We start from the raw sequence: 18,014 nt of genomic DNA, 5'->3' as shown, positions 1-18,014 counted from the left end.
GGGGCTGTGGCCTCAGCCGACCGCCACCGGCGCGCGGCGCCCGGCCAGCACCTCGGCCAGGAACTGCCCGGTGTACGACTCCGGCACCTGCGCCACGTGCTCAGGTGTGCCGGTGGCCACCACCGTGCCGCCGCCAGAGCCACCCTCGGGCCCCATGTCGATCACCCAGTCGGCGTTCTTGATGACGTCGAGGTTGTGCTCGATCACGATGACGGTGTTGCCCTTGTCCACCAAACCCTGCAGGACCATGAGCAGCTTGCGGATGTCCTCGAAATGCAGCCCGGTGGTCGGCTCGTCGAGCACGTAGACCGTCCGCCCGCTCGAGCGTCGCTGCAGCTCCGCGGCGAGCTTGACGCGCTGCGCCTCGCCGCCGGACAGGGTCGTAGCCGACTGGCCCAGGCGCACGTAGCCGAGCCCGACGTCGACGAGCGTCTGCAGGTACCGGGTGATCTTCTGGACCGCGCCGAAGAACTCAACCGCCTCGGCGATAGGCATGTCGAGGACCTCGGCGACGGTCTTGCCCTTGAAGTGGACCTCGAGGGTCTCGCGGTTGTACCGCGCCCCGTGGCACACCTCGCAGGGGACATAGACGTCCGGGAGGAAGTTCATCTCGATCTTGATGGTGCCGTCGCCCTTGCATGCCTCGCAACGCCCGCCCTTGACGTTGAACGAGAACCGGCCCGGCCCGTAGCCGCGGACCTTGGACTCGGTCGTCTCGGCGAAGAGCTTGCGGACGTGGTCCCACACACCGGTGTAGGTGGCGGCGTTGGACCGAGGGGTGCGGCCGATGGGCGACTGGTCGACATGGACGACCTTGTCCAGTCCGTCCAGCCCGGTCACCCGGGTGTGCCGGCCCGGCACGGACCGGGCGCGGTTGAGCTCCGCCGCGAGGACGCGATAGAGGATCGAGTTCACCAGAGTCGACTTCCCCGAGCCCGACACACCGGACACGGCCACGAAGGTGCCGATGGGGAACGACGCGGTCACGTTCTTGAGGTTGTTCTCGCGCGCCCCGACGACGGTGATCTGGTTCTTCTTGTCGATCTTGCGCCGCTTCGCCGGTGTCGGGATGGCCCGCCGCCCGGACAGATAGGCCCCGGTGACGGACTCCTCGGTGGCGAGAAGTCCAGCGAGGTCGCCGGAGTGGATGACCTTGCCGCCGTGCTCGCCGGCACCGGGGCCGATGTCGACGATCCAGTCCGCGGCCTTGATGGTGTCCTCGTCGTGCTCGACCACGATGAGGGTGTTGCCCAAGTTGCGCAGCCGCGTCAGGGTGTCGATGAGGCGATGGTTGTCGCGTTGGTGCAGGCCGATGCTCGGCTCGTCGAGGACGTACAGCACGCCGACCAGACCGGACCCGATCTGGGTGGCCAGCCGGATGCGCTGCGCCTCCCCGCCGGACAGCGTGGCCGCCGCCCGGGACAGGGAGAGGTAGTTCAGGCCGACGTCGAGAAGGAACTGCAGGCGCGCGTGGATCTCCTTGAGCACCTGACCGGCGATGGCCGCCTCGCGCACGCCGAGCCGGAGGCCGTCGAGGTAGGTCTTCGCCTCGGAGATCGACAGGTCGCTGAGCTCGGCGATGCTGAGCTCGCCCAACCGCACGGCCAGCACTTCGGGCTTGAGCCGGGCGCCCTTGCAGGTGGGGCACGCGATCTCGCGCATGTACCCCTCGTACCGCTCGCGCGACCACTCGGACTCGGTCTCGGTGTGCTTGCGCTTGATGAAGTCGATGGCGCCCTCGAAGCCTGAGGTGTACGCACGCTCTCGTCCCCAGCGGTTCCGGTACCGGACCTTCACCTCGTAGTCGTTGCCGTGCAGGACCGCCTGCTTCGCCCGCTGCGGCAGCTGGCGCCAGGGCACATCCACGGAGAAGTCGAGCTGCTCACCCAGGGCACGGAGCTGGCGCAGGAAGTACTCGCTCTGCGCCGCCCAGGGCGCGATCGCGCCATCGGCGAGGCTGAGCTCCTCGTCCGGCACGACGAGCTCGGGGTCGATCTCGAGGCGGGAGCCGAGGCCGGTGCAATCCGGGCAGGCGCCGTACGGGGCGTTGAACGAGAAGGTCCGCGGCTCGATCTCCTCGAGCGTCAGCGGGTGGTCGTTGGGGCAGGCACGCTTCTCGGAGAAGCGCCGCTCCCGGTCGGGGTCGTCGGCGGGGAGGTCGACCAGCTCGGCGACCACCAGGCCCTCGGCGAGGCGCAGGGCGGTCTCCACGGAGTCGGTCAGCCGCTGCCGCACGTTCTCCCGCACCACCAGGCGGTCGACGACGACATCGATGTCGTGCTTGATCTTCTTCTCGAGCTTGGGCGGGTCGGCCAGCGGCACGACCTCCCCGTCGACCCGGGCGCGGGCGAACCCCTGGGACTGCAGGTCTCGGAAGAGCTCGGCGTACTCGCCCTTGCGTCCGCGGATCATCGGGGCGAGCACCTGGAACCTGGTGCCCTCGGGCATCTCGCGCAACCGGTCGACGATCTGCTGGGGCGTCTGGGCCGTCACCCGCTCCCCGCACACCGGGCAGTACTGGGTGCCGGCGCGCGCGAAGAGCAGGCGCAGGTAGTCGTGCACCTCGGTGATGGTGCCGACCGTCGAGCGCGGGTTGCGGCTCGTGGACTTCTGGTCGATGGAGACCGCCGGGGACAGGCCCTCGATGAAGTCGACGTCGGGCTTGTCCATCTGGCCGAGGAACTGCCGGGCGTACGAGCTCAGCGACTCGACGTAGCGGCGCTGCCCCTCCGCGAAGATGGTGTCGAACGCCAGGGACGACTTCCCCGATCCGGACAGCCCCGTGAAGACGATGAGCTGGTCCCGGGGAAGGTCGATGCTGACGTTGCGGAGGTTGTGTTCGCGCGCGCCGCGCACAAGAAGCTGGTCGCTCACCCGGTGATGATATGCGGCCCCACCGACACGCCGCACATCTGTTCGATCGCTCGTGGCGGATGTCACCACCGCACGTTGAGCGGCGCGGCGTCCAACGCTGCACGTAGGCGGCGTCCCGTGAGCGCGTGGGGCCGTCGCCCCAGCCCTAGCAGAGCGCCTCTTCGGCGAGCCAGACATCCCCCGGACGGCGGCCAGCGTACGTGTGGTGGGAGGATGACGCAGATGAGGTCACACGACGTCGCGACGACCGACGGGGCCGGCACCACGCCGATCGAGGAGTACGCGGTGCTCGGGGACGGTCGGTCGCCGTGGTCTCCCGGCGGGGCTCGATCGACTGGCTCTGCCTGCCCTGGCTGGACTCCGAGGCGTGCTTCGCCGCCCTTCTCGGCACCCCTGAGAACGGGCGGTGGCTGCTCACGGCGGTCAGCGAGGACGACGGCGAGGTGCAGGTCGAGCGGCGCTACCTCGGGGACAGCTGGGTGCTGGAGACGACGTACACGACGCCCACCGGCCAGGCCCGGGTGATCGAGGCGATGCCGTTGCGGGACGAGCGATCGGACATCATCCGCCGCATCGAGGGCGTGTCGGGGACCGTGACGTTCGTCCACGAGTTCGTGGTCCGCTTCGGCTACGGCAAGACACGGCCCTGGGTACACCGGGAGAAAGACCCTGACGGCCGCACGGTGATCCGCGCCGTCGCCGGCCCGGACGCCCTCACCATGCACGGTGACCGGCTGCCCCGCGCCGACAACGGCCGCCACCTCGACCACTTCGACATCACCGCCGGTGAGGCGCACGACCTGGTGCTCACCTGGAACCACTCCTGGGAGCCCGTGCCGCGGCTGCCGGACGTGGACGACGAGCTGGTACGCACGGAGCAGATCTGGGCGGGCTGGGCACGCACGAGCACGTACGACGGCGAGTTCGACGACCAGGTGCGCCGCTCGCTGCTCGTGCTGCGCCTGCTGACCCAGGATCCGACCGGCGGCATCGCCGCCGCCGCGACCACATCGCTGCCCGAGGAGATCGGCGGCGAACGGAACTGGGACTACCGCTTCTCCTGGCTGCGGGACGCCGCCCTCACCCTCGAGGCGCTGCTCGAGCTGGGCTTCCGCGGCGAGGGCGAGACGTGGCGCCAGTGGCTGCTGCGCGCCGCGGCCGGTGAGCCCGAGCACCTGCAGATCATGTACCGCCTCGACGGCTCGCGGGAGCTGCCCGAGCGGGAGCTGGCCCACCTCCCCGGATACGCCGGGTCCCGGCCCGTGCGGGTGGGCAACGCCGCGGTGGACCAGCACCAGAACGACGTGCTCGGCGAGGTCATGCTGGCCCTCGACCTCGCCCGCCGGGCCGGGCTGCGCGCCGACGACGACGGGTGGGCCCTGCAGCGCCACCTCGTGGACAGCCTGCTGGCGCGCTGGACCGAGCCGGACCACGGGATCTGGGAGATCCGGGGCCCGCTGCGGCACTTCACCCACTCCAAGGTCATGTGCTGGGCGGCGCTGGACTGCGCGGTGCGGGCGGTGGAGGACTACGGCTGCAGCGGGCCGGTGGAGAAGTGGCGTGAGGCCCGCGCGCAGGTCCACGCCGACGTGCTGGCCCACGGCTGGGACGACGAGCTGGGTTCGTTCGTGCAGTACTACGGCGCCAAGCACACCGACGCGTCCCTGCTCCAGATGGTCCAAGTGGGTTTCCTGCCACCGGACGACCCACGCCTGCACGGCACCATCGCCCGCATCCGCCAGGAGCTCGCCGACGGCCCGTGGGTGCGCCGGTACCTGACCAGCACCGGGGTGGACGGGCTCGCCGGGGACGAGCACCCATTCCTGGCGTGCTGCTTCTGGCTCGTCGACGCCCTCGCCCGCACCGGCGACGTCGCGACCGCCCATCACCACATGGAGCAGCTGTGCGCCGTTATCAACGACGTCGGGCTGCTGGCCGAGGAGTACGACCCGGTCGGCGACCGGTTCACCGGGAACTTCCCGCAGGCCTTCTCGCACCTGACCCTGGTCCGCGCCGCGCACGCCCTCGACGCGGCCCGCGCCGCCGCGGCGCCCGTGGGCGCCGCGGCCCCCACCGACGAGGTAGCGCCGTCCGAGCGCGGCACCCGCACCCGGGACGACGTCGCCGCTCCGGGCGTCGCCGAGAAGGAGCCCGCCCGACCATGACCGACCCCCTCCCCGGCGCCCACGTCGCGCACGGCGGCCCGAGCACCGTGCACCGGCTGGGCGCGGTCAGCGTGCGCAAGGCCAGCGTCTCCCCCGAGGACAACAACGCCTACCTCGTCACCGCCGCCGACGGCGCCCAGCTGCTCGTCGACGCCGCCTTCGACAGCCCCCGGCTCCTGGCCCTGGTCGCCGAGGGCACCGGCCGGCTCGACGCCGTCGTCACCACCCACCAGCACTGGGACCACCACCGCGCCCTGCCGGACGTGCTCGCCGCCACCGGGGCGCTCGCGCTCGCCGGCGCCGCGGACGCCGCCGCCCTGCCCGCGCCGGTCGACCGCACCCTGGCCGACGGCGACCGCGTCGCCGTCGGGACGCTCACCCTCGAGGTCGTCGCGCTGCGCGGGCACACCCCCGGCTCGGTGGCGCTCGCCCTGACCGAGCCCGACGACGGTCCCTCCCCCGGCCGGGTGCACCTGTTCACCGGCGACTCGCTCTTCCCGGGCGGGCCCGGGCGGACCCGGTCGCCCGCGGACTTCCGGTCGCTGATGACCGACCTCGAGCGCCGGGTGTTCGACCGGTTCGCCGACGACACCCGGGTCTACCCCGGCCACGGCGACGACACCACCCTCGGCCGCGAGCGGCCGCACCTGGCCGAGTGGTGGGCGCGGGGTTGGTAGCGCGGCGTGCAGGCGGGTAGCGCGGCGCACCGGCGCGCGCGTCGGCGAGCGGTGCGGCGGGTGAGGCACGGCCTCCCTGCGCGGGCAGCCGCGCGGGCAGCCGGGTGGGCAGCCGGGTGGGAGCGGGTCCGGTTCTCGGTACGCTGACCCCATGACGCTCTTCGCCGTCGAGTACGCCTACGACATCGCCCGTACTCAGGACACCGAGACTTTGCGCCCGCAGCACCGGGCGTTCCTGACCGGGCTGCACGAGGCGGGTGTGCTCGTGGCCTACGGGCCCTGGCTCGACGCTGCGGCCCCCGGCGCCTTGCTGCTGGTGCACGCGACGAACCACGACGAGGTCCTCAAGACCCTGGACGCCGACCCGTTCCACCGGGCGCACCTGATCGTGCGGCGGACCGCGCGCGCCTGGCAGCCGGTCATCGGCCAGCTCTCCTGACTGTGCGCGCCCTGCGCGCGTGGGTCGACCCGTTCCTCCTGGCCCTCGCGGCCACAATGGTGGTGGGCCTCGTGGTGCCACTGCCCGCCGCGGCGCGTGCCGGCGTGGCCGTCGCCGCGGACGTCGCCGTCGTCGTCCTGTTTCTTCTCTACGGCGCGCGGCTGTCCACGCGGGAGGTGCTCGGCGGGCTCCGCAACGTCCGGCTGCAGGGCGGGATCCTGCTCGCCACGTACGCCCTGTATCCGCTGCTGGGGTTGGCACTGCACGCCGTCACCGGCCCGGCGCTCGGCACGGCCCTGGCGGCGGGGGTGCTGTACCTGACGCTGCTGCCCTCCACCGTGCAGTCCTCGGTGGCCTTCACGTCCGTCGCGCGGGGCAACGTGGCCGGGGCGATCTGCGCGGCGACGGTCTCGAACGTGCTCGGCATGGTCCTGACGCCGCTGCTGGTGCTCGCGCTCATGGGCCGGAGCGGGTCGGTGGGCCTCGGCGGGCTGCGCGAGGTGCTCCTGCAGCTGCTGCTGCCGTTCGTCGTCGGCCAGCTCGTGCAGCCCTTCGTGGGCACCCGGGTCCGGGCGCACCGGTCGTTCACTCTGGCCGTGGACCGCGGCACGATCCTGCTCGTGGTCCTCGCCGCCGTCACCGCGGCCACCGCGGCCGGGGTGTGGGCGGCGGTGTCCTGGCAGATGCTGGTGGCACTACTGGCGCTGTGCGCGGTGCTCCTCACCGTGGTGCTCGCCGCCACCTGGGAGGGCGGTCGGGTGCTCGGGCTCGACGTGCCCGACCGGATCGCCCTGCTCATGTGCGGGTCGAAGAAGTCCCTCGCCACCGGGCTGCCCATGGCGGCCGTGCTGTTCCCGGGGGCGGCCGCGGCCGCGGTGGCCGTGCCGGTGATCGTGTTCCACCAGCTGCAGCTGATGGTGTGCGCGGTGCTCGCGCGGCGGCTCGCGGCGACCCGTCACGCCTCAGGCTCCCTTGACACCCCTGCTCGGCCCCCGCGATGATGTGTTCAAGAAGCGGCCACTTGTGCGCATGACGAACAACTGAGGAGCGGCGGCGAGGATGCTGCAGATCACCGAGGACACCGCCCACGCGGTCGAGGGCATCCCCGACGGGGCCACCGTCATGATCGGCGGGTTCGGCACCGCCGGTCAGCCGGTCGAGCTCATCGACGCCCTCATCGCCCAGGGCGCGACCGACCTGACGGTCATCAACAACAACGCGGGCAACGGCGACGTCGGCCTCGCCGAGCTCATCCGCCTCGGCCGGGTCCGCAAGATCGTCTGCTCCTTCCCGCGGCAGAAGGACTCCTGGCACTTCGACAAGCGGTACCTCGCCGGCGAGATCGAGCTCGAGGTGGTCCCGCAGGGCAACCTGGCCGAACGCATCCGCGCCGCGGGCGCCGGCATCGGCGCCTTCTTCACCCCCACGGGGTACGGCACGCTCCTGGCCGAGGGCAAGGAGACCCGTCGCATCGACGGGCGCGACTACGTCCTCGAGCACCCCATCCGCGCCGACTTCGCCCTCATCAAGGCGCTGCGCGCCGACCGCGCCGGCAACCTCGTCTACCGCAAGACCGCCCGCAACTTCGGGCCCATCATGGCTGCGGCGGCCACCACCACCATCGCCCAGGTGAGCGAGGTCGTCGAGACCGGCGCCCTCGACCCCGAGGTCGTCGTCACCCCGGGCATCTACGTCAACCGCGTCGTGCAGGTCCTGCCCGCACCGGCGCACGAGGAGGCCGGACAGTGAGCGAGCCGCTGACCCGCGACCAGATCGCCGAGCGCGTCGCCCGGGACATCCCGCAGGGCGCCTACGTCAACCTCGGCATCGGGATGCCGACGAAGGTCTCCGACTACCTCGAGGCCGAGCGCCGCGTCACCCTGCACACCGAGAACGGGATGCTGGGGATGGGCCCGGAGGCACGCGGGGCCGATGTCGACCTCGACCTCATTAACGCCGGCAAGATCCCGGTCACCGAGCTGCCCGGCGCCGCCTACTTCCACCACGCCGACTCCTTCGCGATGATGCGCGGCGGGCACCTCGACCTGTGCGTGCTGGGCGCCTTCCAGGTCTCCGCCACCGGTGACCTGGCCAACTGGCACACCGGCAAGCCCGGCGCCATCCCCGCCGTCGGCGGCGCGATGGACCTGGCCATCGGGGCCAAGCAGACCTACGTGATGATGGAGCTGCTCACCAAGAAGGGCGAGTCCAAGCTCGTCGAGGCGTGCACCTACCCGCTGACCGGGGTGGGCTGCGTGTCCCGCGTCTACACCGACGTCGCGGTCTTCGACATCACCGCCGACGGCGTCGCCGTGCTGGAGATCTACGGCGAGGACACCATCGACACCCTGCGCGAGACCACCGGCCTGGCGCTGATCGACGCGACCGTCCCGGTCGGCTCAGGAGGATCCGCATGACCGCCAGCTTCATCTACGACGCCGTCCGCACCCCGTTCGGCCGTTACGGCAAGGCCCTGGCCAAGGTGCGGCCCGACGACCTCGGCGCCACCGTCATCCAGGCGGTGCTCGAGCGCAACCCCGGCCTGGACCCGGCCCGGATCGACGACGTCATCTTCGGCAACGCCAACGGCGCCGGCGAGGAGAACCGCGACGTCGCCCGCATGTCCGCCCTGCTGGCCGGGGTTCCCGTCACGGTGCCCGGCGTGACGGTCAACCGGCTGTGCGGCTCCGGTGTCGAGGCGGTGATCCAAGGCTCACGCGCGATCGAGACCGGGGACGCCGACGTGATCCTCGCCGGTGGAACGGAGTCCATGTCCCGCGCCCCCTGGGTGGTGCTCAAGAACGACCGGCCGTTCCCCGCGGGCGATCAGACGCTCGTGTCGACCACGCTCGGTTGGCGCCTGGTGAACCCGCGGATGCCGAAGGAGTGGACCGTCTCCCTCGGTGAGGGCGCCGAGATCCTCGCCGACCTGTATCGCGTCTCGCGCGAGGAGCAGGACGCCTTCGCGCTGCGCAGCCACCAGCTCGCGACGAAGGCCTGGGACGAGGGCCGGTACGACGCCGAGTTCGTCGCCGTGCCCGGGGTCGACCTGGAGCGCGACGAGAACATCCGCCCTGACAGCTCCCTCGAGTCGCTCGGCAAGCTCAAGCCGGCGTTCCGGTCCGTCGAGGAGGGGTCGGTCACCGCCGGCAACGCCTCACCGCTGACCGACGGCGCCTCCGCCGTCCTGCTCGCCGGCGAGGACTTCGACGGCGAGCCGCTGGCCCGCGTCGTCTCCCGCGGCGTCTCGGCCCTGGAGCCCCAGCTGTTCGGCGCCGGGCCCGTCGAGGCGGCGAACATCGCGCTGCGCCGGGCTGGGAAGACCTGGAACGACGTCGACCTCGTCGAGCTGAACGAGGCCTTCGCCTCGCAGTCCATCGCCTGCCTCAAGCAGTGGCCGGACCTGGACCCGGAGAAGGTCAACGTCGACGGCGGCGCGATCGCTATCGGGCACCCGCTGGGCGCCTCCGGTGGGCGGATCATCGGCCACCTCGCGCACGCGCTCAAAGCCCGCGGCGGCGGCATCGGCGTAGCGGCCATCTGCATCGGCGTGGGCCAGGGGCTCGCGGTCGTCCTGGAGGCCTAACCCCACCCGCGAGATGTCATCTTCTCCGTGAGACGTACATCTCACGGAGAAGATGACATCTCGCGCTACTCGCAGGTCTCGCGCTACTCGCCGGTCTCGCGCTACTCGCCGGTCTCGCGCTACTCGCAGGTCTCGCGCTACCTGGAGACTTGGGCGCGCACCGCCAGCTCGGTGACCTGCGCCGCCGTGGCGCGAATGGCGTCGACGAGCTCCTCCGGCACCTGCCCGTCCGGCAGCGTGTAGGTGCTCAGCGGCAGGTTGACCGCCGCGACGACGGCGCCGGTCACGTCCCGGACCGGCGCCGCGAGCGTGGTCAGGCCCCGCTCGAACTCCTGGTCGACGCGGCAGTAGCCCTTCCGGCGCACCTCCTCGACCGCCGCCCGCAGCGCGGCGCGTTCGACGGTGCGTCCGGGCATGGCCGGGCTCGTCGGACCCTCGAGCGTGTCCCGGTCGAGCACCGCGTCGAGCTCGGCGTCGTCGAGTGCCGCCAGGAGCACGCGTCCCATGGCGGTGGCGGCGGCCGGCAGGCGGGTGCCGACGTGGATGACGGCGTCGATGATGCGCCGGCCCGGCACGCGCTGGACGTAGACGATGTCGGCGCCGTCCAGCACCGCCATCGAGCACGACTGCCCGGTCGTCTCCACCAGCCCGCGCATCGGACCCAGCGCGAGCTCGGGCAGGCGCAGCGCGGTGCGGTAGGCCTCCCCCAGCTCCAGCACCCGGGGCCGCAGGCTGAACTCCCGACCGCGGGCGAGCACGTAGCCGACCTCGACCAGGGTGAGCAGCACCCGGCGGGCCACCGCCCGGTTGAGCGAGGTGGCCTGGGCGACCTGCGCGAGGGTGAGCGGCTCACCGGCTGCCGCCAGCGCCCGGATGACGGCGAGGCCCCGGCCGAGCGACTGCAGCCCCTCCGTGGGGGCGTCGGGGTCGGTGCCGGCCGCCACTCAGAGCAGCCCTTCGTCGCGGAGCACCTCTGTGGCGAGCGCGTAGGCGTGGTTGGACACCGGCACCCCGGCGTAGACGCCGACGTGCAGGAGCACCTCGCGGATCTCGTCGACGGTGAGCCCGTTGCGCAGCGCCGCGCGCACGTGCATGGCGAACTCGCCGTCGTGGCCGAGCGTCATCAGCAAGGCGAGGGTGACCGCGCTGCGGGTGCGGCGGTCGAGCCCGGGCCGGGACCACACGTCGCCCCAGGCGTAACGGGTGATGAAGTCCTGGAAGTCCGCGTTGAGCGGGGTGGTGGCCTCCTGGGCGCGGTCCACGTGGGCATCGCCGAGCACCTCGCGGCGCACCCGCATGCCGGTCGCGTGCCCGGGCCGGTCGGCGTCGAGGTGGTCCAGGAGGAGCCGGGTGACCGTGGCGGGCTGCTGGACGGCGGCGATGTGCGCGGCGTCGTCGACGGTCTCGTACCGCACGTCGGCGCCGCCGGCACGGATGCCGGCGGCCACCTCCTCCGCCAGGGCGGGCGGCAGCGCGGTGTCCTGCCGGCCGGCGACCACCAGCACCGGCCCGGCGACGGCGGACAGGTCCGGGCGCAGGTCCATGCCCGCGATCGCCTCGCAGCACTGGGCGTACCCCTCAGTGTCCACGGCCAGGAAGGTCTGGCGCAGGCGGGCGCGGGTGGTCTCGTCGTCGTAGGTGTCGGTGAACCAGCGGGCGGTCACGGCGTCGACGATGGCGCCCATCCCCTGTTCGCGCACCGTCGCGGCCCTGGTGAGCCAGCTCTCCTCGGTGGGCGAGTGGGCGGCGCTGCACACCACGGCCAGCCGGCCCACCCGCTCGGGGCGGTGCTCGGCGAGCCACAACGCGATCATCCCGCCGAGGGAGAGGCCCACGTGGTGGGCCCTGCCGATGCCCAGGTGGTCCAGGAGCCGCACGACGTCCTCACCGAGGTCCGCGATCGTCGTCGGCGCCGCACCGGCCCGGGGCGCGCCGGAACGGCCGTGCCCGCGCAGCTCGTATCGGACCACGCGGTAGCGCCGCTCGAGGAGCCGCACCTGCGCGTCCCACATGTGCCGGTCGGTGCCGAGGGAGGAGCCGAGGACGACCACCGGGGCGTCCTCGGGGCCGGTGATGTCGTGGGCGGGCAGGTACGGGGCGGTGCGGCTGGCCACGGGCGCAGGTCCTTTCGTGGGGTGAGGTGCTCAGCCGCGCACGGCGGCCAGTGCGGCGTCGATGAGCGGGTCCACGCCCTCGAGCGCGGCGCGGGGGTCGAGCGCGGCGGCCGGCAGGTCCGCGGCCGCCGGGTGTCGCCGCAGCTCGGCGAGCAGCGCGTCGTCGGTGGGGACGCCGTCGCGGGCGGCGTCCTCGAGGGCGTGCTTGACCAGGTCCTGTGCCTCGGCCCGGCCCAGCCGGGGGGCCAGCCGGGTGGCCAGCGCCTCGGCCATGACCCACGGCCGGGCGGCGTCGAGGTTGGCCGCCATCCTGGCCGCGTCCACGTCAAGCCCCTCGAGCAGCTCGCGCACCCGGCGGGCGGAGCCCGCGGCCAGCCGCAGGAGCTCCTCGAGGGGCTGCCACTCCGCGTGCCAGGCACCCGCGGCACGCTCGTGCTCTTGCAGCGCGGCGGCGTGGACGGTGCCGAGGAGGCCGGGTGCGCGCACCGCCGCCGCCCGCAGCAGCACGGAGGTCACCGGGTTCTGCTTGTGCGGCATCGCCGAGGACCCGCCGTGCCCGGGGCCGCCGCCCTCACGCAGCTCACCCACCTCGCTCATGGCCATGAGGACGACGTCGGTCGCGACCTTGCCGGGTGCGGCGACGGCCCCGGCGAACGCGCCCGCGAGCTCGCGCACGCGGGAACGTTCCGTGTGCCAGGGGCCCGCGGGCACGGCCAGGCCCAGCTCGGCCGCGAAGGCGGCGACGACGTCGGACGCTTTGGCACCGTAGACGGCCAGGGTGCCCGCCGCGCCGGCCAGCTGCACGGCGAGCCGGCTCTTCACCCGCTCGACGTCGGCCGCGGCTGCCGCCAGCCCGGCGGCCCAGCCGGCGGCCTTGAGACCGAAGGTGGTCGGCACGGCCACCTGGCCGAGGGTCCGCCCGGCCATCACGGTGCCGCGGTGGTCTGCCGCAAGCGCGGCTGCGGCCTCGGTGGCCGCCCGCAGGTCCGCGGCGACGACGGCCGAGACGTCCCGGGCGAGCAGCATGAGCGCGGTGTCCACGATGTCCTGGCTGGTGGCGCCGTAGTGCACCCAGGGTCGGGCGTCCTCGGGCACCGCGACCAGGAGGGTCTTCACGAGCGGCACGACGGGGTTGCCGGCACCCCGGGCGCGCAGGCCGAGGTCCGCCACGTCGATCGTGAGCCGCGCGGCCGCCTCCGCCAGGGCGAGGGCCGGGCCGCCGTCGGCATCGGGCACCACGCCGCAGGTCTGCAGCGCACGGAGCAGGGCCACCTCGGCGCGCAGCATGGCGGCGACGACGGCGGCGTCGTCGACCACGACGCGGTGGTCGGCATCCGCGCCGCCGGGACCGTAGCCGAACAGCTCGTCGTCGAACACGGCAACCTCCGCGGGATCGTCCACGCTCCGCGCGATCGCGAAGGCGGTTTGATCGGCCCGACGATGCGGGTGACCTTCGCCCCATTCTGCCCCAGGGCTGTTCGCTCTACGCACCGACACCCGGGGGGCGGACAAGGCACCGGGGCCGCGACCCGCTCACGTCCGTGCGGTTCAGGTGTCCATGTGCGCGAAGGGGCGCAGATCGGCGTCGATCGCCTCCGCCGCGCGGCGAAGCTCGGGGAGCACGCGCGCCACCATGTCGTCGGCGCGGCCCGGTACGACGGCGGTGGCGACGTTGATCGCGGCAACCACCCGCCCTTCGCGGCCGTGCACGGGCACGGCGAGCGAGCGCAGTCCCTCCTCTAGCTCCTGGTCGACCAGGGCGAATCCCTGCTCCCGGACCCCCGCGAGGACGGCCCGGAGCTGGCCGGTGTCGGTAGTGGTGTACGCCGAGCGACGCTCGACGCGCACCGAGGAGATGAACCCTTCGAGCCACTCCGCGGACCGAGAGGCGAGGAGCACCCGGCCCATGGACGTCGACTCGGCGGGGAACCGGGTGCCCGTGCGGATGTGCACCCGCATGATGGAGCGGGTCGCCACCCGGGCGATGTAGACGATCTGGCCACCGTCGAGGACCGAGGCGGAGGCGGACTCCCCCAGCCTCCCGGACAGCGCCTGCAGGTGTGGGGTGATGACGTCCGCGAGCGTCAGATCGGCCAGGAGCTCGAAGCCAAGCTCGAGGAGGCGCGGGCGCAGGTAGAAGTCCCGGCCGTCCTGCCCGGCGTACCCCAGCTCCACGAGGGTGTTCAACGCGCGTCTCGCGCCCGCACGGGGCATGCCGGACAGCGCCGCCGCCATGCTCAGGGTCAGGCGCGGGTGCTCCGCGTCGAAGACGCGGATGATCGCGAGCCCGCGCTCGAGGGAGCGGACGATCTCAGTCGCGCGCTCCGCGTCGTCGGCCGCGTCCCGCAGGGCGCCACCGTCCCGGGCCGCGTCGTCGAGAGTACTCACGCTCGCCGATGCTACTGGCCGTCACCCGGGCGCCCGGGGCAGGCCCCGCCGGGTGCCCAGGAGGTTGCCCGTCAAGCAAGCCGGCCCGCCTCTCGCGGTGGCGAGGGGCGGGCCGGGAGGTGGGGCCTGTCGGCTCAGTCGGCCGTGTGGGCGATCGTCCGGTCGTCGCCGGCGGGGTCGGTCTCCCCCGGCCCGGTGGCGTGGGAACCGGCGCCGGTGTCGTCCGTCGCCGGCCGGTGCGTCGTGTCGACCGGCGGGATGGTGTGGGGCTGCGTGCCGGCGGGCGCTCCGGCGATGGCGCGCTCCGCGGACGCCAGGCGGGCGTCCTTCTTGTTCTTGGCGAGGCTGGTGACCACGACGAGCGCAAGCACGCCCAGGATCCACGCGAGAGAGATGATGATCGTCGGCTCGGGGATAGCGTCCCAGTTCTGGCCGCCGTTGATGAAGGGCAGCTCGTTCTCGTGCAGGGCGTGGATGACGAGCTTGACGCCGATGAACCCCAGGATGGCCGCGAGGCCGTAGTGGAGGTACACGAGCTTGTCGAGCAGGCCGTCGATGAGGAAGTAGAGCTGGCGCAGGCCGAGCAGCGCGAACGCGTTGGCCGCGAACACGATGTACGGCTCCTTGGTCAGACCGAACACCGCGGGGATCGAGTCCACCGCAAACATGAGGTCGGCGGTGCCCAGGGCGAAGATGCAGATCAGGAGCGGCGTGATGAAGGTCTTGCCGTGGGCGCGGTGCACCACCTTGTCGCCGACGAAGCCTTCGGTCACCGGCATGACACGACGGATCAGCCGCACGACGGGGTTCTCGTGGTAGGTCTCGTCCTCCTCGGACGGAGCGTCGGTGCCCTGGCGAGCCTGCGACCAGGCGGTGTAGAGCAGGAATGCGCCGAAGAGGTAGAAGACCCAGGAGAAGTTCGCGATCACGGCGGCGCCGACGAGGATGAAGATCAGGCGCAGAACCAGCGCGATGATGATGCCGGAGAGGAGCACCTTCTGCTGGAACTCTCGCGGCACCCGGAAGGCGCCGATGATGATGATGAAGACGAAGAGGTTGTCCACCGAGAGGCTGTATTCGGTGATGTACCCGGCGAAGTACTCCCCGGCATACTGCGCGCCGTAGATGGCCCACAGGATCAGGCCGAACACGATGGCGAGGGAGACGTAGAACGTCGTCCAGCGGGCAGCCTCGCGAATTGTCGGTGCGTGCGGAGTCCTGACGTGCCCGACGATGTCGATGGTGATCAGGACGACGACCACCGCTGCGAGGGCGATCCAGCCAATTGCGTGGACTTCCACGTCTTTTCCTCCGGTACGTAGGGCCGAGTACCGGAGGTCTCTTCCGCCAGGGCGGGCGGGACGATCCACCGGTACCTGGGGTGGATGACCGCCATGGTCCGGGCCGGTGGTACCGAGCGAGCTGCGTCACCCACCGTGATGACGGCACCACTGTTGGGGGAATACTCCCCTCCGCTGCCAGCACAATACGGCACGGACGGGGCCGCCGCGATACCCCGACCCGGCGTGGTGACCGAAGTCGCAGATCCGGACATCCCCCGCAGACCGGCACCCGCGTCATCAGACTGGACTCCGGTCAGGAGTTGGCGGCGGCCATCTGCCGCAGCTCCTTCTTCAGGTCGGCGATCTCGTCGCGCAGCCGCGCCGCGAGCTCGAACTTCAGCTCCTCGGCGGCGGCGTGCATCTGGCTCGAGAGGTCCTGGATGAGCTCGGCGAGATCGCTCGCCGCCGCACCGGCGAGCTTCTCCCGCACGCCCTCCCCGGCCTTACGGCGGTCCTTCGCACCGGCACCCTTGCCCGAGCCGCGGTAGCCGCCCTCGAGCAGCTCGGCGGTGTCGATGTCCTCGCGGGCGAGCATGTCGGTGACGTCCGCGATCTTCTTGCGCAGGGCGGTGGGCTCGATGCCGTGCTCGGTGTTGTAGGCCACCTGCTTCTCGCGCCGGCGGGTGGTCTCCTCGATCGCCTGCGCCATCGACGCCGTGATGGTGTCGGCGTACATGTGCACCTGGCCCGACACGTTGCGGGCGGCGCGGCCGATCGTCTGGATCAGCGACGTGGACGAGCGCAGGAAACCCTCCTTGTCGGCGTCCAGGATCGCGACGAGGGACACCTCCGGCAGGTCGAGGCCCTCACGCAGCAGGTTGATCCCGACGAGCACGTCGAACTGCCCGAGCCTCAGCTCGCGCAGGAGCTCGACGCGGCGGAGCGTGTCCACGTCGGAGTGCAAGTACCGCACGCGCACGTCCCGCTCGAGCAGGTAGTCGGTGAGGTCCTCGGCCATCTTCTTGGTCAGGGTGGTCACCAGCACCCTCTCGTCGCGCTCGACCCGGTCGTGAATCTCGCCGAGAAGGTCATCGATCTGGCCCTTGGTCGGCTTGACGACCACCTCGGGGTCGATGAGGCCGGTGGGCCGGATGATCTGCTCGACCACGCCGTCGGACTGGCTCAGCTCGTAGGGCCCCGGAGTGGCGGAGAGGTAGACCGTCTGGCCGATCCGCTCGAGGAACTCCTCCCACCGCAGCGGCCGGTTGTCCATCGCGGAGGGCAGCCGGAAACCGAAGTCGACCAAAGTGCGCTTGCGGGACATGTCGCCCTCGTACATGGCCCCGATCTGCGGGACGGTCACGTGCGACTCGTCGATGACCAGGAGGAAGTCCTCGGGGAAGTAGTCGAGCAGCGTGTTCGGTGCCGTGCCGGCTCCGCGGCCGTCGATGTGCCGTGAGTAGTTCTCGATACCTGAGCAGGTGCCGATCTGGCGCATCATCTCGATGTCGTACGTGGTGCGCATACGCAGCCGCTGGGCCTCGAGCAGCTTGTTCTGCCGCTCGAGCTCGTCGAGCCGCTCGGCGAGCTCTGCCTCGATGCCGCCGATCGCGCGCTCCATCCGCTCCGGCCCCGCCACGTAGTGCGTGGCCGGGAACAGGTGCACCGCCTCCTCGGTGCGCACCACGTCCCCGGAGAGCGGGTGCAGCGTGCTGAGCGCGTCGATCTCGTCCCCGAACAGCTCGATGCGGATGGCGAGCTCCTCGTACACCGGGATGATCTCGATCGTGTCCCCCCGCACCCGGAACGTGCCGCGGGTGAACGCCATGTCGTTGCGGGTGTACTGCATCGACACGAAGTGGCGCAGCAGCTCGTCCCGGTCGACCTGCTGCCCCACCTGGAGCTGGACCATCCGGTCGACGTACTCCTGCGGGGTGCCGAGGCCGTAGATGCACGAGACCGAGGCGACGACGACGACGTCGCGCCTTGTCAGCAAGGAGTTGGTGGCGCTGTGCCGCAGCCGCTCGACCTCGTCGTTGATGGACGAGTCCTTCTCGATGTACGTGTCCGTCTGGGCGATGTACGCCTCGGGCTGGTAGTAGTCGTAGTACGAGACGAAGTACTCCACCGCGTTGTTCGGCAGCAGCTCGCGGAACTCCGTGGCGAGCTGGGCGGCCAGAGTCTTGTTGGGCGCCATCACGAGCGTGGGGCGCTGTACCTGCTCCACGAGCCACGCCGTGGTCGCGGACTTGCCGGTGCCGGTGGCGCCGAGGAGCACGATGTCCTTCTCACCCGCGCGCAGCCGCTCGGTGAGATCGGCGATGGCGGTGGGCTGGTCACCGGAGGGGGTGTACTCCGAGATCACCTCGAAGGGGGCTACCGAACGCTGCAGGTCGGTCACTGGGCGCATGTGTCAACGGTACGTCGCCCCACAGACACGCAGGCGCCCGGTCTGCTACCGGCGGACGTCGGTCCGCGTGCGCGACTA

14 protein-coding genes are annotated in these 18,014 nt (G+C 71.9%); 7 read left to right on the top strand and 7 right to left on the bottom strand.

Annotated elements, in window-relative coordinates; genetic code table 11:
* Nucleotides 1-12: 12 nt before the first annotated feature.
* Nucleotides 13-2,874 (bottom strand): excinuclease ABC subunit UvrA, encoded by a 2,862-nt coding sequence (gene uvrA, locus FE374_RS07685; RefSeq protein WP_139927963.1) that lies wholly within the window; start codon nt 2,872-2,874, stop codon nt 13-15.
* A 308-nt stretch (nt 2,875-3,182) separates the two neighbouring features.
* Here uvrA and FE374_RS07680 point away from each other — a divergent pair, with 308 nt between their 5' ends.
* The 7 genes from FE374_RS07680 (at nt 3,183) to FE374_RS07650 (ending at nt 9,741) form a co-directional block, all read left to right on the top strand.
* Complete coding sequence (locus FE374_RS07680; RefSeq protein WP_330998443.1) at nt 3,183-5,039, top strand: glycoside hydrolase family 15 protein; 1,857 nt, start codon at nt 3,183-3,185, stop codon at nt 5,037-5,039.
* Entirely contained in the window at nt 5,036-5,716 is a 681-nt protein-coding gene (locus FE374_RS07675; protein ID WP_139927962.1) for an MBL fold metallo-hydrolase, read from the top strand. Before FE374_RS07680 ends, FE374_RS07675 begins: the two co-directional genes overlap by 4 nt.
* 151 nt (nt 5,717-5,867) lie before the next feature.
* Complete coding sequence (locus FE374_RS07670) at nt 5,868-6,155, top strand: YciI family protein (RefSeq protein ID WP_139927961.1); 288 nt, start codon at nt 5,868-5,870, stop codon at nt 6,153-6,155.
* Nucleotides 6,156-6,157: 2 nt separating this feature from the next.
* Nucleotides 6,158-7,156 (top strand): bile acid:sodium symporter family protein, encoded by a 999-nt coding sequence (locus tag FE374_RS07665; protein WP_139927960.1) that lies wholly within the window; start codon nt 6,158-6,160, stop codon nt 7,154-7,156.
* A gap of 58 nt (nt 7,157-7,214) precedes the next feature.
* A complete protein-coding gene (locus tag FE374_RS07660) occupies nt 7,215-7,904 on the top strand; it encodes a 3-oxoacid CoA-transferase subunit A (protein ID WP_139927959.1) in 690 nt (229 codons plus the stop codon).
* Entirely contained in the window at nt 7,901-8,572 is a 672-nt protein-coding gene (locus tag FE374_RS07655; protein WP_139927958.1) for a 3-oxoacid CoA-transferase subunit B, read from the top strand. Before FE374_RS07660 ends, FE374_RS07655 begins: the two co-directional genes overlap by 4 nt.
* Nucleotides 8,569-9,741: a thiolase family protein gene (locus FE374_RS07650; protein WP_139927957.1), complete on the top strand. Its 1,173-nt coding sequence runs from the start codon at nt 8,569-8,571 to the stop codon at nt 9,739-9,741. The genes FE374_RS07655 and FE374_RS07650 overlap by 4 nt, the downstream gene beginning before the upstream one ends.
* 137 nt (nt 9,742-9,878) lie before the next feature.
* Here the strand turns inward: FE374_RS07650 and FE374_RS07645 are convergent, their stop codons facing one another.
* The 6 genes from FE374_RS07645 to uvrB all read right to left on the bottom strand — a co-directional run bounded on the left by FE374_RS07645 (nt 9,879) and on the right by uvrB (nt 17,936).
* Nucleotides 9,879-10,685 carry an IclR family transcriptional regulator domain-containing protein gene (locus FE374_RS07645; protein WP_139927956.1) on the bottom strand — a complete coding sequence of 269 codons (807 nt, stop codon included), beginning with the start codon at nt 10,683-10,685 and terminating at the stop codon, nt 9,879-9,881.
* Nucleotides 10,686-11,855 (bottom strand): bifunctional 3-oxoadipate enol-lactonase/4-carboxymuconolactone decarboxylase PcaDC, encoded by a 1,170-nt coding sequence (gene pcaDC / locus FE374_RS07640; RefSeq protein ID WP_223173665.1) that lies wholly within the window; start codon nt 11,853-11,855, stop codon nt 10,686-10,688. It lies immediately after the preceding gene.
* A gap of 30 nt (nt 11,856-11,885) precedes the next feature.
* On the bottom strand, nt 11,886-13,256 hold the full coding sequence (locus tag FE374_RS07635; protein WP_139927955.1) for a lyase family protein: 1,371 nt from the start codon (nt 13,254-13,256) through the stop codon (nt 11,886-11,888).
* 147 nt (nt 13,257-13,403) lie between these two features.
* Complete coding sequence (locus FE374_RS07630; RefSeq protein ID WP_230978508.1) at nt 13,404-14,243, bottom strand: IclR family transcriptional regulator domain-containing protein; 840 nt, start codon at nt 14,241-14,243, stop codon at nt 13,404-13,406.
* Between the two features lie 134 nt (nt 14,244-14,377).
* Nucleotides 14,378-15,544, bottom strand: a complete 1,167-nt coding sequence (locus FE374_RS07625) for a TerC family protein (RefSeq protein WP_139927954.1) — start codon at nt 15,542-15,544, stop codon at nt 14,378-14,380.
* Nucleotides 15,545-15,839: 295 nt separating this feature from the next.
* Nucleotides 15,840-17,936 carry an excinuclease ABC subunit UvrB gene (uvrB, locus tag FE374_RS07620; protein WP_139927953.1) on the bottom strand — a complete coding sequence of 699 codons (2,097 nt, stop codon included), beginning with the start codon at nt 17,934-17,936 and terminating at the stop codon, nt 15,840-15,842.
* Nucleotides 17,937-18,014: the final 78 nt, after the last annotated feature.

Source organism: Georgenia yuyongxinii, assembly GCF_006352065.1.
GTDB lineage: Bacteria > Actinomycetota > Actinomycetes > Actinomycetales > Actinomycetaceae > Georgenia > Georgenia yuyongxinii.
The sequence above is the reverse complement of the archived record's forward strand: the minus strand, read 5'-3'. Positions and strand labels throughout refer to the sequence as shown.